13 protein-coding genes and 1 tRNA gene are annotated in these 15432 nt (G+C 69.3%); 2 read left to right on the forward strand and 12 right to left on the reverse strand.

What is annotated here, in order from left to right:
- Positions 1 to 62: 62 nt before the first annotated feature.
- Positions 63 to 974, forward strand: a complete 912-nt coding sequence (locus GON04_RS19895) for a LysR family transcriptional regulator (protein ID WP_157399743.1) — start codon at positions 63 to 65, stop codon at positions 972 to 974.
- Positions 975 to 1044: 70 nt separating this feature from the next.
- On the opposite strand, the gene GON04_RS19900 is transcribed toward GON04_RS19895, so the two are convergent.
- The 12 genes from GON04_RS19900 to GON04_RS19955 all read right to left on the reverse strand — a co-directional run bounded on the left by GON04_RS19900 (position 1045) and on the right by GON04_RS19955 (position 13065).
- On the reverse strand, positions 1045 to 1422 hold the full coding sequence (locus tag GON04_RS19900; RefSeq protein ID WP_157399744.1) for a PH domain-containing protein: 378 nt from the start codon (positions 1420 to 1422) through the stop codon (positions 1045 to 1047).
- Positions 1423 to 1560: 138 nt separating this feature from the next.
- On the reverse strand, positions 1561 to 2448 hold the full coding sequence (locus tag GON04_RS19905; RefSeq protein WP_198349361.1) for an amidohydrolase family protein: 888 nt from the start codon (positions 2446 to 2448) through the stop codon (positions 1561 to 1563).
- 7 nt (positions 2449 to 2455) lie between these two features.
- Complete coding sequence (locus GON04_RS19910; RefSeq protein WP_157399745.1) at positions 2456 to 3256, reverse strand: transporter substrate-binding domain-containing protein; 801 nt, start codon at positions 3254 to 3256, stop codon at positions 2456 to 2458.
- A gap of 31 nt (positions 3257 to 3287) precedes the next feature.
- Positions 3288 to 4013 (reverse strand): amino acid ABC transporter ATP-binding protein, encoded by a 726-nt coding sequence (locus tag GON04_RS19915; protein WP_157399746.1) that lies wholly within the window; start codon positions 4011 to 4013, stop codon positions 3288 to 3290.
- Positions 4010 to 4681: an ABC transporter permease subunit gene (locus GON04_RS19920; RefSeq protein WP_181653675.1), complete on the reverse strand. Its 672-nt coding sequence runs from the start codon at positions 4679 to 4681 to the stop codon at positions 4010 to 4012. The genes GON04_RS19915 and GON04_RS19920 overlap by 4 nt, the downstream gene beginning before the upstream one ends.
- The gene (locus GON04_RS19925; protein WP_181653676.1) at positions 4678 to 5361 is read right to left on the reverse strand and encodes an ABC transporter permease subunit; all 684 of its coding nucleotides are present in this window, start codon (positions 5359 to 5361) and stop codon (positions 4678 to 4680) included. The genes GON04_RS19920 and GON04_RS19925 overlap by 4 nt, the downstream gene beginning before the upstream one ends.
- On the reverse strand, positions 5358 to 6317 hold the full coding sequence (gene rbsK, locus GON04_RS19930; RefSeq protein ID WP_157399748.1) for a ribokinase: 960 nt from the start codon (positions 6315 to 6317) through the stop codon (positions 5358 to 5360). Before rbsK ends, GON04_RS19925 begins: the two co-directional genes overlap by 4 nt.
- Positions 6318 to 6329: 12 nt before the next feature.
- Positions 6330 to 7103, reverse strand: coding sequence for a FadR/GntR family transcriptional regulator (locus tag GON04_RS19935; RefSeq protein ID WP_157399749.1), 774 nt, complete (start codon positions 7101 to 7103; stop codon positions 6330 to 6332).
- Positions 7104 to 7134: 31 nt separating this feature from the next.
- On the reverse strand, positions 7135 to 7659 hold the full coding sequence (locus GON04_RS19940; RefSeq protein WP_157399750.1) for an RpiB/LacA/LacB family sugar-phosphate isomerase: 525 nt from the start codon (positions 7657 to 7659) through the stop codon (positions 7135 to 7137).
- Between the two features lie 431 nt (positions 7660 to 8090).
- A tRNA-Leu gene (locus tag GON04_RS19945) sits at positions 8091 to 8175 on the reverse strand.
- 104 nt (positions 8176 to 8279) lie between these two features.
- The gene (gene cphA / locus GON04_RS19950) at positions 8280 to 10856 is read right to left on the reverse strand and encodes a cyanophycin synthetase (protein ID WP_157399751.1); all 2577 of its coding nucleotides are present in this window, start codon (positions 10854 to 10856) and stop codon (positions 8280 to 8282) included.
- A 13-nt stretch (positions 10857 to 10869) separates the two neighbouring features.
- The gene (locus GON04_RS19955) at positions 10870 to 13065 is read right to left on the reverse strand and encodes a cyanophycin synthetase (protein WP_157399752.1); all 2196 of its coding nucleotides are present in this window, start codon (positions 13063 to 13065) and stop codon (positions 10870 to 10872) included.
- 124 nt (positions 13066 to 13189) lie between these two features.
- Between GON04_RS19955 and GON04_RS19960 the strand changes: the two genes are divergently transcribed.
- Entirely contained in the window at positions 13190 to 15430 is a 2241-nt protein-coding gene (locus GON04_RS19960) for a cyanophycin metabolism-associated ABC transporter (RefSeq protein WP_157399753.1), read from the forward strand.
- Positions 15431 to 15432: the final 2 nt, after the last annotated feature.

Here is a 15432-nt window from a genome sequence, read left to right on the forward strand (position 1 = left end):
AGCACCTTCCACCCGACCTGCCATAAACTTGTGCAAGCCTGCCATCCCGGAATGGAATACCCATGCGTGTGGACGACCTGCGCAACTTCGTCGCCGTGGCCGACGCCGGCTCCCTGGCGCGCGCGGCCAATGACCTGGGCGCCAGCCAGCCCACGCTGTCGAAATCACTGGCGCGGCTCGAGCGCGCATTGCGCGTGCAGCTGGTCGAGCGCCATGCGCGCGGCGTGCGCCTGACGGCCGCAGGCGCCACGTTGCTGCTGCACGCCCGCCATGTGGATGTCGACGTCCGGGACGCGCTGGCGGCGCTCCGGGACCTGCGCCAGGGCGAGTCCGGCAGCGTGCGCATCGGCATCGGGGTCGGCATTCCGCAGGCCCTGACGGCAGCGGCGTGCCAGCCGCTGATTGCCTCGGGGCGAATTTCGATCGAGATCCAGGGTGGCATGTCCGACTCCCTGTTCCAGGCCGTGCTCTCGGGCCAGGCGGACTTCGCGCTCACCGGCGTGCGCCCGCCGGAAGGGGCGCGGCTCGCATGGACGCCGCTGTTTCGCGACCCGATGGTCGCAGTGGCGCATCGCTCGCATCCGCTGGCCGCGGCACGCAAGGTCAGCTGGTCCATGCTCGCCAAGGAGGCCTGGATCGTGCCGAATCTCGGAACCATCACCCGTGACTGGTTCGAGCAGCAGTTCCGCGACCGTGCGCTCGCGCCGCCGGCGCGCCTCGTCAGCCTGCGCGGCTACCCCACTTTCTACGAGCTTGCGGCCGACGGCTCCGCGCTGTTGCTGGTGGCGCTCTCGCTCGCGCGCGCCGGGCGGGATGCGCAGTTCGTCGAGATCAAACGTCCCCCGGACTGGCGATCCGAGCGTGTGGTCGGCCTGCTGGCGCGAGAGGGCGGCTACGCAAGCGCGGCGGCCGCGCGCGCAATGAAGGCCGTCACGACTGCGGCCCAACGGATGTTCCGCGGCACGGCGCTGTGATCCGCTGGTGAGCCCGCTTCCTGCGGCAGCGCTTGGGTGAGGACTTTCCAGTCCTGAGTCGCGTCCTGCGTCAGCGGAGCACGTAGCCAGCAAGAACTGACTGGACTTCGTAGATGCTCAGTCGCTTGTTGAATTGCTTTTGAATCGGGTTTGGGGTGCCCGAAATCCAGATCTTCAACTCCGCGTCGAGGTCGAACGTTCCGGCCGTCTCGACGCTGAAATGGGTGATGCTCTTGTACGGGATCGAGTGGTACTCGACCTTGCTGCCGGTGAGCCCTTGCTTGTCGACAAGGACGAAGCGCTTGTCGGTGAAGACGAAATAATCCCGGATCAGCTGGTAGGCGTGCTGGACCGACTCCCCGGGTGCAAGGATCTGCGCAAATTCCTGCTGGATCCTGGCCGGGTCGATCTTCGACGCATTTCCCATCACCCCATCAAAAAGTCCCATATCGCCTCCGAACTGATGATGGTTTATACGTCAGGGCCGCCCGACACCAAGCAGCCATCGCAAGCCCTGCGGCCACGGTCGGGCCGTTCGCTGCGCAAGCTCTCCAAGGCGGCAGGCCTGCCGCCAGCAGCCCGGCCGCTAGACGTCGATCCGGTAGATGCGGCGCGCGTTCTCGACGAACAGCTGCGCCCGCTCTTCTGCGCTGAAGCCGGCCACGCACGCGGCAAAGCCGTCGAAGATGTCCTGGAACGACGCGCACAGGCTGTCCACGGGGTAGTTGCTGCCGAACATGCAGCGCTCCACCCCGAACAGGTCGATCACCTCCAGCACGACACGCCGGTTCGCGTCCAGTCGCCACGTCCCGCCCGGTTCGCCGATGCCGCTGATCTTGATGGCGACATGGGGGTGCGCCGCCATTGCGGCGAGCGCGGTGCGCCAGGCACGCAGGCCTTCGTCGCCGCGGTCCGAGGGCATGCCCGCGTGGTTGATGACGATGCGCACGCCCGGGAAGTCGCCGGCCACGCGCGCCGCCTCCGGCAGGTGCCACCACGGCGTTTGCAGTTCATAGTGCAGGCCCAGCGGCTCCAGCCGCGCATAGCCTTCCAGCCAGGCAGCATCCGTCATGCCGCCCGGGGGGCCGCCGGGCGCCGGGTTGGCGCGCGGCTTCTGGCGCACACCCCGCACGAAATCGAAAGCAGCCAGCTGCTCCAGCGTGCGCGCCGCGTCCGGCTGGTGCAGCCAGACCTGGCCGATGGCGACGGACGGCAGGCCGCTGCGCTCGCGCTGGGAAGCGATGAAGCGCATCTCCCCCACCGGATCGCGCGGATCCCACTCGGCCTCCACGTGCACGCTGCCGAGCAGGTCGACACCCGCCGTGTCGCGCCGGTAGTCCGCCGGCAGATAGGGCCGCTTCAACGCGGAGTGGTCGCCGTAGCGATGGGGCGGCTGCCCCGCGTCGTTCAGCCAGGGGTAGTAGTGCGCTTCCGGATCGAGGAAGTGGTGATGGGTGTCGATGACGGACAGCACGCGACCCTTACTTGACCCACTTCTCCACCACGTCCTTGGGAATTTCGGCGCCGTGGTACTTCTTGAAGATCTCGTTCAGCTTGCCGTTGGCATGGTTGGCCTTGACCCAGTCGTTGATCCAGGCCAACAGGCGCGGATCGTCCTTGCGCACGCCGATGCCGAGGTCGTTGACGCGCAGCACGAATTTCTGCTCGAGCTGGCGTTGGGGCGCCTTCTGCACCATCGTCTGAAACAGGGCGTTCGACGTGCCCACCAGGTCGGCCTGGCCGGTCACCACGGCCGTGATCACCCCGGCATCGTCGTCGTAGCGCACCACGGTCGCACCCTTCGCGTTCTGCGTGAGGTCGGTGTCCTGCGTGGTGCTGCGGTTGACGGCGACGCTCTTGCCGGCCAGGTCGGCCATGCTCTTGACGTTGATGCCCTTCACGCCGCCCACCAGCGAGATCTGCGGCGCGTACGGCACCGAGTAGTCGATCACCTTGGCGCGCTCCGGCGTCCAGGCCAGGGTGGAAATGATGATGTCCGCCTTCCCGGTCTGCAGGTTCGGAATGCGGGTGGCGCCGACGGTAGGCACCACTTCGAGGGCGACCCCGAGGTCCTTGGCCAGCAGCACGGCCACGTCATAGTCCGAGCCGGTCGGCTTCATGTTCGCGTCGGTCATCCCCGAAGGCGGCACGGCCAGGTCGACCGACACGCGGATCTTCTTGGCCGCGCGGATGTTGTCGAGCGTGTCGGCGTGGGCGCCGACGAATGCGGTGGACAAGGCGGCCAGCAGCAGTGCGCGGCGGAACAGGTTCTCGAGTCTCATGTTGTCTCCAGTCGTTGCGGGGAAGGAACTCTCAAAGGCCGGCGCCGAGGAACTGCTGCAGTTCCGCCGTCTGCGGCCGGTCGAACATGCCGGGGCCGCCCTGCTCCCAGACGCGGCCCTTGTGCATGAACAGCGTGGTGTGCGCGACGTTGCGCGCGAAAGCCATCTCGTGGGTGACCAGCACCATGGTCATCCCGCCGGCCGCCAGGTCGGCCATCACCTTGAGGACCTCGCCCGTGAGCTGGGGGTCGAGGGCCGACGTCACTTCGTCGAACAGCATCACCTGCGGCTCCATGGCCAGGGAGCGCGCAATGGCCACCCGCTGCTGCTGGCCGCCCGAGAGTTGCTCGGGGTAGCTTGCGGCCTTGTCGGACAGGCCCACCTGCGCCAGCACGCGGGCGGTCAGCTCGTTCGCTTCGGCGCGCGTCTTGCCCTTGCTGTGCCGCGGCGCCAGGGCAATGTTCTCGGCCGCCGTGAGGTGCGGGAACAGGTTGTAGCTCTGGAAGACGATGCCCACGTCGCGGCGCAGCTGGCGCAGATCGAGCCTGGGATCGCTCACCTCGTGCCCGCACACCTGGATGCGGCCCTGGTCGATGCGCTCCAGGCGGTCGATGCAACGCAGCGCCGTGCTCTTGCCGGAGCCGCTGCGGCCGATGATGGCGAACACTTCGCCCTTGTTGACGCTGAAGCTCACGCCGTCGAGCACCTTCAGCGCCCCGAAACTCTTGTGCACGTTGTCGAGCAGGATGATGCTCATGCCGTGGCAACCTCCACGCGATGGGCCACCAGCAGGCGGCGTTCCAGTTGCCGGCTCCACCACGACAGCGGGAAGCACAGCAGGAAGTAGAGACCCGCCACCAGCATGTAGACCAGGAACGGCTCGAACAGCGAGTTGTTGACCACCTGGCCGGCGCGGGCCAGCTCGACGAAGCCGACCACCGAAGCCAGCGACGTGTTCTTGACGATCTGCACCATGAAGCCCACCGTGGGCGGGGTCGCGATGCGCAGCGCCTGCGGCAGCACCACCAGCCCCATCCGCTGGACCCTCGACAGCGCCAGGCACTCGGCGGCCTCCCACTGGGTGCGCGGCACGGCCTGGATGCAGCCGCGCCAGATCTCACCGATGTAGGCGCTGACGTAGATCGTCATCGAGATGCCTGCCGCCACCAGCGCCGGCAGGCTCAGGCCGGCGATGCTGAGGCCGAAGTACGACAGGAACATCAGGATCAGCAGCGGCGTGCCCTGCACCAATTGCACATAGGCCGTCGAGAGCCAGCGCAGCGCCCGGACGGGCGAGATGCGGCACAGCGCCACGATGAATCCGAGCAGCCCGCCGCCGGCGAACGCGATCAGCGACAGCACCAGGGTCCAGCCGGCCCCTTGCAGCAGGAACACCAGGTGGTTCGCGTTGAAGGCGATGGTCACAGCGGCGTTCCCAGCTTGCGGCGGCGGGTGAACAGCGCCTGGCCGGTGACCCAGAAGGCACCGCGCATCAGGAGCGACAACAGCAGGTAGAACACCGCCACCACAGCATAGGTTTCGAAGGAGCGGAAGGTGTCGGACTGCACCCGGTTCGCGATGGCCGTGAGCTCTTCCGCCGAGATCTGCGACGTGATGGACGTGGCCAGCATGAGCAGCACGAACTGGCTGGTGAGCGCGGGATAGACCCGCTCCATCGCCGGTCGCAGGATGACGTGCCAGTAGATCTGCGCGCGGGAGAGCGCCAGGCATTCCGCGGCCTCGATCTGGCTCCTGTGGATCGACTCGATGCCGGCGCGCATGATCTCGGTGGTGTAGGCCCCCACGTTGATGACCATCGCCAGCACCGCGGCAATGAAGGCCGGCACCTTCAGCCCGATGCTGGCCAGCCCGAAGTACACCAGGAAGATCTGCACCAGCAGGGGCGTGTTGCGGATGGCCTCCACGTAGACCGCACAGGAGCGCGCCACCAGCCGGTTGCTGCTGCCGCGCCCGATGGCGCACAACGTGCCGATGACCAGGCCGAGCAGCGTCGCGGCCACCGACAACTTGACGGTCAGCCAGGCGCCGTGCAGGAACAGCGGCCATTGGGCCAGGACGCTGGTGAAATCGAACTTGTAGGTCACTGCTCGGCCGCCGGCGGGCATGCAAGGGCGCAGGGCGGTGCCACCTGCTGCACTTGTTCGAGTTCGTGCAGCCGCGGGATCGAGGCCTGGGCGCCCGCCCGGGTGACGCAGAGCGTGGCAGCCTGGATCCCCCGCATGACCGCGGAGTCGGTGGAATGGCCGGCGGCTCGCGCGGCGCACATCGCGCCGATGAACGTGTCGCCCGCGGCCGTGGTGTCGACCGTCTTGACCGCAATCGCGCCGAAGTGTCGGCAGCCGTCCTCATCCGCGACGACCACCCCCTGGCTGCCCAAGGTCACGATCGCCGTCGAGGGCCCGCGCCGGCGGATCGCGGTCGCAGCCTTCGCCGCGCTGGCCGGATCCACCACGGGCAGGCCCGCCAGATCCGCGGCCTCGATCTCGTTCATCACGATGATGTCGACCAGCGACCAGAGCTCTTCGGGCAGCTTGCAGACGGGTGCCGGGTTCAGCACCACGATCGCCTTCCTCGCCCGCATGGCCTTGGCCGCACGAACGACCTCGGGCATCGGAACTTCGCACTGCAGGAGCAGGAATTGCCCGGCGACCGCTCGTCCCAGGACTTCGTGGTCCGCCTTCAGCAACTCGTTGGCGCCGGGAACGAGGGTGATGCGGTTCTCGCCCTCCGCATCGACCATGACGACGGCGACACCGGTGCTGTCGCCCGCGGCGCGGACATGGGTCACGTCGATCCCATCCGCGGCAAGCGCGTTGCGCAAGGCCGTGCCGAAGTCGTCCTGCCCCACGCATCCCACCATGGCGACGCTTGCGCCTTGGCGGGCGCAAGCGACGGCCTGGTTCGCACCCTTGCCGCCGGGGTTCGCCATGAACCCTGCCCCCCGCAGCGTCTCGCCGCCGCGCGGCGCTCTCTCCACACGGACCATGAGGTCCATGTTCAGGCTGCCGAAGACGACGATCAGGGGATCGGCTCGCGTCATGGGATCGGCTTGTCAGGAGACCCGCTGCGTCGGGCGCGGCCGGCTGCGCCCTTGCGCATCCGCGACCGCAGCGTCTTCACGCAGGTTCGCGCCGATCTCGAAGTGCTCGGTCAGCAGCGCATCCGCTTCGGACGGGTTCTTGCGCCGGATCGCCTGCAGGATGGCCTCGTGGTGGCCGATGAGATAGGTGTCCACATCGGGGACGTTGGCAATCACCTGCCTGCGTTCCATGTGCGACTCCTGCAGCAGCTTGGCGACCGCGGCGTAGACGCTGGAGAGCGCCGGCGAGTGGGACGCCTCCACGATCATCGTGTGGAAGTGAAAGTCCGCCTCGCCGCCCCGCACGGGATCGGCGATGGTTTCCTTGATGGCCTGCAGGGCCTGCGACAGCCTTTCCAGGTCCGGCGCGAGGGCGCGTGAGCACGCCAGGCGGATCGCCTGCCGCTCGATCGCGATGCGCGCCTGCATCACGTCATCGACCGCGCCCGCCTGCTGGGCCAGGACCAGGCTGAAGTAGTCGGCCAGGGCCGTGAAGTTCGGCTCCCGGACAACCGTTCCGTAGCCGCGCCTGATCTCGACCGCACCCAGCGTGGACAACGCCGTCAGGGCCTCGCGGATGACCGGACGGCTGACGCCGAGTGCGCTGGCGAGGTCACGTTCCGGCAACAGCCGGTCGCCGGTCTTCAGGCGGCCCGTCACCAGCTGGTCGCGAAGGAACGACAGGACGCGGTCGTATCCGTCCTGGTTCGTGTCGTCCTGCTGGACGATCTTGATCGGCTTGCTCATCGCGTGACCGGCTCCCCAGCAGGGGCGGCGCCTACCTGGTTCCTTGCGTCAAGGCCCGTGCCTCTTCACGCTCGAGGTCGCCGAGCTTCTCCACGCGACGGCGGAAATGCTCCTCCGTGCTGAACTCCGCTGCCAGGAATGTTTCGATGACGTCCCGGGCCACCTGCGGCCCGATGATCCATGCGCCGATGCACAGGACATTGACGTCGTCATGCTCCACGGCCTGGCGGGCCACGAACGTGTCGTGGCACACCGCGGCACGGATGCCAGGCATCTTGTTGGCCGCGATGCAGGCACCCGCACCGGTGCCGCAGACGAGGATGACCCGCTTGACCTTTCCCTCACGAATGAGGGAGATTGCCTTGCGCGTGACATCCGGAAAGTCGACGGGCGAGTCCGAGTTCGCCCCGACGTCGACGACTTCATCGCAGTGTTGCGCGAGGACACCGGAAACGAACCCCTTCAGGAGGAACCCGGCGTGGTCGTTCGCGAGGCCGATCGCCGGCCAGCGCGGCACCGCGATCGCGTGCGGTGAGCGTGCTTCGTCTCTGGACATTGGAATCCTCTCCTTCCAGCAACAAGGCTGGCGTCGACGTCTGCGGCGGCGGCACGGCTGGTTGCCTTACCGTGGTAAGACCAAGGATAGACCAGCGATTTCACGGGTGTCAACGGTGGCTACGCCTAGCCGGCAGCCGCCCCTGTGATCGAGGAACACGGCCATCCCGCATCCAGGGATCCGGGACCTCATAGACGACTGACGGGATGAGCCGCGCCCCTGGCGAGGCGGGTGGTTCGGGCGCTGGTCGGGCCCGGATGTCCGGCTGGCGGATGCAGGCATCCCATGTCGGGAGGCGAGCGAATGGGCGTCGCCCAGGCGTGCAGCAGCGCCACGCTCTCCGCACTGCACCCGGAGCCACGCACCACCGATTCCCGTTGCCGCAAAAAACAAAGCCGGCCAACGTGAGTTGACCGGCTTCATCAATGTTCTGGTGCCCAGGAAGGGACTCGAACCCCCACGAAGTTACTCGCTAGTACCTGAAACTAGTGCGTCTACCAATTCCGCCACCTGGGCATTTCAGGAAGAGGTGGATTCTATATTGATCAGCCACCATCTTCAGCTGCCATGTCCGCTTCCGACCCGATGACAGACAGCGATCACTCGCGCGGTCTCGTCGTTCAGTCGCCGGCAACGCGCCGGGCCAGGTGGGCGAGTGCCTCTTCCACCTGGTCCACCAGCACCAGGCACAGGTCTCCGGGTTGCAGCCGCGCGAGTGCGGCGTCGATGGCGACGAACTCGCCGCGGATTTCCTCGACATGCGTGGTGCGGCTCGCGCCTTGCAGCCCCTCGCGCAGCAGCGCCATCACCTCGCCGTCGGCGCGCCCGCGCTGGGCCGCGTCCTGGTACAGGAGGACGTCGTCGAAGGCGGCGCCCAGGATCAACGTCTGGTCGCGGATGTCCTGGTCGCGCCGGTCGCCGGCGGCGCTGATGACCACCGAGCGGCGTTTCGCCGGCATCGCATCGACCGCGGCCACCAGCGCGCGCATCGCGTCGGGGTTGTGACCATAGTCGGCGATCACGGTCGCGCCCTGGTAGTCCATCACGTTGAAGCGAGCGGGCGCGTTGTGCGCGTCGTTGACGAAAGTCGCGAGGCCGTTGCGGATGGCGTCGAACGGCAGGCCCGCGCCCCAGGCGGCGGCCACCGCCGCCATGACGTTCTCGACCTGGAAGCCGATCGTGCCGTTGCGGGTGATCGGGATGGCGGCCAGGGGGATGTGCGCGCGCTGGCTGCCCTCCGCGGCGACCACGGAGCCTCCGTCCAGCGCCCGGTCGATGTAGACCTTGCGCCCGCCCTGGGCGCGATGCGCCACCATGACGGCGTTGTGGCGGTCGGCGGCGAAGAAGATCACCTTGCCCGGGCAGGCGTCGGCCATCGCCGCGACGATGGGATCGGCCGCGTTCAGCACCGCATAGCCTTCCTTGGGCGTCACGTTCTGCACGATCACGCGCTTGAGGACGGCCAGGTCCTCCACGGTGGTGATGTAGTTCAGCCCCAGGTGGTCCCCGTCGCCCACATTGGTGACAACTGCCACCTGGCAGTGGTCGAAGCCCAGGCCTTCGCGCAGGAGGCCGCCGCGCGCGGTCTCGAACACCGCCGCCTCGACGTCGGGATGCATCAGCACGCTGCGCGCGCTCTTCGGCCCGCTGCAGTCGCCGGAGTCGATCTGCCGGCCGTCGACGTAGACGCCATCGGTGTTGGTCATGCCCACCGTCAGTCCGCTGCTGGCGAACAGGTGCGCGATCAGGCGCGCCGTGGTCGTCTTGCCGTTGGTACCGGTGACCGCGACCACCGGGATGCGGCCGTCGTGGCCGGGTTCGAACAGGTGGTGGATGATGGCCTCGCCGACGTGGCGCGGCCGGCCATAGGACGGCGACAGGTGCATGCGCAGCCCCGGCGCGGCGTTGACCTCGACGATGCCGCCGCCCTGCTCCTCCAGGGGTCTGAGCACGCTCTCGCACACCATGTCGACACCGCACACGTGCAGGCCCACCATCTGCGCCGCGGCGATCGCGCGCTCGGCGACCTCGGGGTGCACGTCGTCGGTCACGTCGGTGGCGGTGCCGCCGGTGGACAGGTTCGCGTTGTGGCGCATCCGCACGCGCTGGCCGCGCGCCGGCACGCTGCCGATCGTCAGGCCCTGCTCGGCGAGCAGTGCGATGGCGATGTCGTCGATGCGGATCTTGGTCAGCGAGGTGGCGTGGCCATCGCCGCGGCGCGGGTCGGCGTTGACCTTGGCGACCAGTTGCTCCACCGTGTGCTCGCCGTCTCCCAGCACCAGCGGCGGCTCGCGCCGCGCGGCAGCGACCAGTCGGTCGCCCACCACCAGCAGGCGGTAGTCGCTGCCGGGCAGGAACTTCTCGACCATCACCTCGCCGATCTCGGCCGCAGCCTTGTAGGCCAGCGCCATCGCGTCGCGGCTGGTGAGGTTGACCGTGATGCCCTTGCCCTGGTTGCCGTCCCGGGGCTTGACCACCACGGGCAGGCCGACCTCGAGCGCGGCGGCCCAGGCGTCGACCTCGTCGGCCACCGGCCGGCCGATGGGCACCGGCACGCCGGCGGCGTGCAACAGCTGCTTGGTCAGCTCCTTGTCCTGCGCGATCGACTCGGACACCGCGCTGGTCTGGTCGACCTCGGCGGCCCAGATGCGGCGCTGGTGCTTGCCCCAGCCGAACTGCACCAGGCTGCCCTCGGTCAGGCGCCGCCACGGGATGCCGCGCGCCGCCCCCGCCTGCACGATGGAGCCCGTGCTGGGGCCCAGGCGCACGTCCTCGTCGGTGTCGCGCAGACGGGCGATCGCCGCGTCGACGTCGAACCCGGCCTCGGGGTCCAGCGCGGCCGTGATCAGCTGCTGCGCGAGCTCGAAGGCCAGGCGGCCGACGGCCTCCTCGCAGTATTCGACGACGACCTGGTAGACGTGGGGTTCGACCGTGGCCTGCGTGCGGCTGAAGCTGACCGGGCAGCCGGCTTCTTCCTGCAGCGCGAGTGCCGCGGCCTCGAGCACATGGGCGAGCGACACCGCGCCGCCGGTGCGCAAGGCGCCGATGGCCGGAAACAGCTTGCGCAGCCGGGCCTCGAAGCCGGGGCGCCCGGTCATCGCGGTTTCGTCGGCCGCGCACGACACGACGGCCTCGATGGCCGTGTGGCGGCTCCACAGGTTGGGCCCGCGCAGCGCGCGAAGGCGGGAAATGTCCATGGCTAGCTCAAACTCAGGCGGGCTGCGCGGAAGGGATGCCGTGGGCGTCGAAGGTCTCGATGCCGGCGATGATCAGGTCGGGCGGGATCTCCAGCGCCCAGGCGGCGGCGATCACGGCGAGCAGGGACTCGTCGGACAGGCCACCACGCGCCAGGCGCGCCGCGGGCGGCAGCCGCGTCTCGGCGCTGCCGGTGGCCAGCACGGGGCTGCCGTCCTGCAGGGTGACGGCGCGACCGCCGCGCGCGCCGCTGCGGCGGTGCGCCAGCAGCGCCGGCACCTGCGGATCGGTGGCGTACAGGATCACCTCGCCGTCGCACAAGGTCCCCAGCGCGGCGACGCGTTCGTCGGCGGCGTTGAGCACCGCGACCCCGTCGTCCAGCACCACGTCGACCTGGGTACGCAGCACCTTGGCCATCTGCTCGATCGATTGCACGTCGAACTCGGCCAGCGTGCCGGCGCCGTCGAAATCCGTGACCACGCCGACCGTGCAGCGGTCGTAGGCCAGGCCGTCGCGCAGCATGGCGCGGGCATCGTTCTCGAACACCGCGGCCTGCACGTTGCGATTGACCAGCAGGCGGTGCGCCACGTCCCAGCGGCGCGCGTCGCCGGCCGCCAGCCGGCGGCGGTCGAGGTACAGGCCGTCGGCGCAGGCCAGGCCCACGCGCTGGCCGCGCAGCTGGGCGAGCCAGCCGACCAGCCGCGCGATGCGGGTGGTGTCGCGCGTGCCGGCGATGCCGACGATGGGGATGCGGCCGGCGTGCGCATGGTCGCCATTGCCGGGGAACAGCGCGTCGACGATGGCCCGGCCCACCGGGCGCGGCTTGCCGACGGCGGGTTTCAGGTGCGCCAGCAGGCCGGGGCCGGCGTTGACCTCGACGATCGCACCCCCCTGTTCGTGCAGCGGGCGGCCGATGTCCTGGGCCACGAGGTCGACGCCGGCGATGTCCAGGCCGACGATGCGCGCGGCCAGTGCGACCACGTGCTCGACCTCGGGGTGGACCTGGTCGGTGCAGTCGATCGCGACGTTGCCATTGCGCTGGATCAGCACCTTGCGCCCCGCCTCGGGCACGGCCGCAGGCGAGAGGCCTTGCCGCGCCAGGTCGCCCAGGACGGACTCGTCTTCCTCGAGCACCAGGCGGTTCAGCGGGTGGTCCTCGCTGACGCCGCGGCGCGGGTCGCTGTTGATCTGCGCGTCGACCAGCTGGGCCACGGTGCAGCGGCCGTCGCCCGTGACCCAGGCGGTTTCGCCGCGGGCGGCCGCCACCACCTTGTCGCCGAGCACCAGCAGGCGGTGCTCGTCGCCGGAGACGTAGCGCTCGACCAGCACCTCGCTGCCATGGCGCGCGGCGACCTCGAAGGCGGCCTCGACGTCCGCCCGGGTGCGCAGGTCCAGCATGACGCCGCGGCCGTGGTTGCCGTCGCTGGGCTTCACCACCACCGGCAGGCCGATGTCCTGCGCCGCCTCCCAGGCCTCGGCTGGCGATCCGGCGGCGCGGCCTTCCGGCACCGGCACGCCGCAGGCGGCGATCAGGCGCTTGGTCAGGTCCTTGTCGCGCGCGATGCCCTGGGCGATGGCGCTGGTGTGGTCGGTCTGTGCGGTCCAGATGCGGCGCTGGCGCGCGCCGTGCCCCAGCTGCACCAGGTTGCCGTCGTTCAGGCGGATGTGCGGAATGTGCCGGTCGGTCGCCGCGGCGACGATGGCCGCGGTGCTGGGGCCGAGGTAGGAGTCGTCGACCTGCTCGCGCACCTGCGCGACCGCGGCCGCGACATCGAAGGATTCGTCGTTGATCGCCGCCATCAGCAGGCGATGGCCCTGCGCCAGCGCGCTGCGCGCGACCTGCTCGTCGCGGGCACGGAACACCATGCGGTAGACGCCGGGTCGCGAGGTGCTGCGCGTCTGACCGAAGCCGGTGGGCATGCCGGCCAGGTTCAGCAGCTCGATGACCACGTGCTCCAGCACGTGGCCGGCCCAGGTGCCCTCCTGCAGGCGCTGCAGGAAGCCGCCGCGCTCCCCGACGCCGCAGTGGTGCTCGATCAGCGCCGGCAGCAGCGCGGTGAGGCGCTCATTGAAGCCGGGCAGCAGGTTCGAGGGCCAGTCTTCCAGTTCGCCGAGGTCCAGCCAGACCTCGAGCACCGGGCGGTAGGTCCACACGTTGGGGCCGCGCAGGTAGTTGATGCGCAGCAGTTGGATGTCGTTCTTCTTGCTCATGAGCGGAGCGCGGCCGGGTGATCAGCCGGGGGATCAATTGTGCGCCTGATGAGACGGGGGCCCGATTGGGCGAAAATCCGCGCCCAGGCAGGGCGCGAGGCCCCGGCTTCCCAACGAGCGTCGAATGCAACCTACTTCTCCAGCCGCCACAGTGCCGGGCCTGCCACCGGACTGGCGACAGGCGCTCGCCGACAGGCTAGCCAGCAACGAGAACGTCCTGGCGACGCTTCAGGTTGACATCAGCCCGGCCATGAATTTCCACGACGGCGCGCTGGCCATGAGCGATCGCCGCCTGCTGGCCTGGGACGCAGGCCGCTGGTCGGAGTGGCCGTTGGCCGCAGGCCTGCAGCTGCGCCAGGGCGACCACGCCGGCATCGGCACCCTGGAACTGCTGGACGACCAGGGGCGGCTCGCCCTGTGGCGCTTCACGCTGGCCCAGCAGCGCGCGGTGCTGGACTTCGTCGCCCGCTTCGAGCGCCTGCAGTCGGGCAAGCCCGCTCCGGGGGAAGCCACTGACGAGGACGAGGCCGACGAGGCGGACACCCGCCCCCCTTCGACCTGGGTGCTGCTGCGCCTGGGCCGTTTCGCCCGCCCCTACCGCAAGCAGCTCGCGATCGGGTTCGGACTGACGCTCGCGTCCACGGCCGCGACGCTCGTGCCGCCCTACCTGACCATCCCGCTGATGGACAAGGTGCTGATCCCGTTCCAGAACGGGCAGCGCATCGACCCGGGCTTCGTGTTGCTGCTGCTGTCGGGCCTGCTGGGTTCGGCGCTGCTGGCCTGGAGCCTGGGCTGGGCGCGGACCTGGCTGCTGGCCCTGGTGTCCGAGCGCATCGCGGCCGACCTGCGCACCACGGCCTTCGAGCACCTGCTGCAACTGTCGCTTGACTACTTCGGTGCCAAGCGCACCGGCGACCTGGTCGCGCGGATCGGCTCCGAGACCGACCGCATCTCGGTCTTCCTGTCGCTGCACGCCCTGGACTTCGCCACCGACGTGCTGATGTTCGCCATGACCGCGGCGATCCTCTTCTCGATCAATCCCTGGCTGGCATTGGTGACGCTGCTGCCGCTGCCGTTCATCGCGTGGATGATCCACGTGGTGCGCGATCGCCTGCGCACCGGCTTCGAGAAGATCGACCGCGTCTGGGGCGACGTGACCAGCGTGCTGGCCGATACCATCCCCGGCATCCGCGTGGTCAAGGCCTTCGCGCAGGAGCGGCGCGAGGCGCAGCGCTTCCGCGAGGCCAACCAGGCGAACCTCGCCGTCAATGACAAGCTCAACAAGACCTGGAGCCTGTTCTCGCCCACGGTGTCGCTGCTGACCGACGTGGGCCTGCTGGTGGTCTGGGCCTTCGGCATCTGGCTGGTCAGCCGCAGCGAGATCACGGTGGGCGTGCTGACGGCGTTCATCGCCTACATCGGGCGCTTCTACACGCGGCTCGATTCGATGAGCCGCATCGTCTCGGTCACGCAGAAGGCGGCCGCCGGCGCCAAGCGCATCTTCGACATCCTGGACCATGTGTCCAACGTGCCCGAGCCGGCGAATCCGGTGCAGATCGGAACGCTGGAGGGCGCGATCGAGATGCGGGGCCTGGGCTTTCGCTATGGCAACCGCAGCGTGATCCGCGACCTCGACCTCGCGATCCGCCCCGGCGAGATGATCGGCCTGGTGGGCCACAGCGGCTCGGGCAAGAGCACGCTGGTCAACCTGATCTGCCGCTTCTACGACGTGAGCGACGGCGCGATCCGGGTCGACGGCACCGACATCCGCCGCTTCGGCGTGGCCGACTACCGGCGCCACATCGGCCTGGTGCTGCAGGAGCCCTTCCTGTTCTTCGGCACCATCGCCGAGAACATCGCCTATGGCCGGCCGGACGCGACCCGGGCCGAGATCGTGGCCGCGGCGCGCGCCGCGCACGCGCACGAGTTCATCCTGCGCCTGCCGCTGGGCTACGACTCGATGGTGGGCGAGCGCGGCCAGGGCCTGTCCGGCGGCGAACGCCAGCGCATCTCGATCGCCCGCGCGCTGCTGATCGACCCGCGCATCCTGATCCTCGACGAGGCCACCTCCAGCGTCGACACCGAGACCGAAAAGGAGATCCAGAAGGCGCTGGACAACCTGGTGCAGGGGCGCACCACGATCGCCATCGCGCACCGGCTGTCGACCTTGCGCCGCGCCGACCGGCTGGTGGTGATGGACCGGGGCCGGGTGGTCGAGGTGGGCCCGCACGACGAGCTGATCGCCCGGCAGGGCGCCTATTGGCGGCTGTACGAAGCGCAGGCGCGCCAGGTCGACGAGGAAGACAGTGGCGAGGACCTGCGCCTGCCGGCGCCCGCGCATGCGGCGCATCCCGCGGGGCAATGACG

The organism is Ramlibacter pinisoli (assembly GCF_009758015.1).
In the GTDB taxonomy this organism is placed as follows: domain Bacteria; phylum Pseudomonadota; class Gammaproteobacteria; order Burkholderiales; family Burkholderiaceae_C; genus Ramlibacter; species Ramlibacter pinisoli.

What these genes read in the sequence shown, in the direction of transcription:
- GON04_RS19895 (WP_157399743.1), top strand. Translation starts at nt 63, where the DNA reads ATGCGTGTGGACGACCTGCGCAACTTCGTCGCCGTGGCCGACGCCGGC.
- GON04_RS19900 (WP_157399744.1), bottom strand. Translation starts at nt 1,422, where the DNA reads ATGGGACTTTTTGATGGGGTGATGGGAAATGCGTCGAAGATCGACCCG.
- GON04_RS19910 (WP_157399745.1), bottom strand. Translation starts at nt 3,256, where the DNA reads ATGAGACTCGAGAACCTGTTCCGCCGCGCACTGCTGCTGGCCGCCTTG.
- GON04_RS19915 (WP_157399746.1), bottom strand. Translation starts at nt 4,013, where the DNA reads ATGAGCATCATCCTGCTCGACAACGTGCACAAGAGTTTCGGGGCGCTG.
- rbsK (WP_157399748.1), bottom strand. Translation starts at nt 6,317, where the DNA reads ATGACGCGAGCCGATCCCCTGATCGTCGTCTTCGGCAGCCTGAACATG.
- GON04_RS19935 (WP_157399749.1), bottom strand. Translation starts at nt 7,103, where the DNA reads ATGAGCAAGCCGATCAAGATCGTCCAGCAGGACGACACGAACCAGGAC.
- GON04_RS19940 (WP_157399750.1), bottom strand. Translation starts at nt 7,659, where the DNA reads ATGTCCAGAGACGAAGCACGCTCACCGCACGCGATCGCGGTGCCGCGC.
- cphA (WP_157399751.1), bottom strand. Translation starts at nt 10,856, where the DNA reads ATGGACATTTCCCGCCTTCGCGCGCTGCGCGGGCCCAACCTGTGGAGC.
- GON04_RS19955 (WP_157399752.1), bottom strand. Translation starts at nt 13,065, where the DNA reads ATGAGCAAGAAGAACGACATCCAACTGCTGCGCATCAACTACCTGCGC.
- GON04_RS19960 (WP_157399753.1), top strand. Translation starts at nt 13,190, where the DNA reads ATGCAACCTACTTCTCCAGCCGCCACAGTGCCGGGCCTGCCACCGGAC.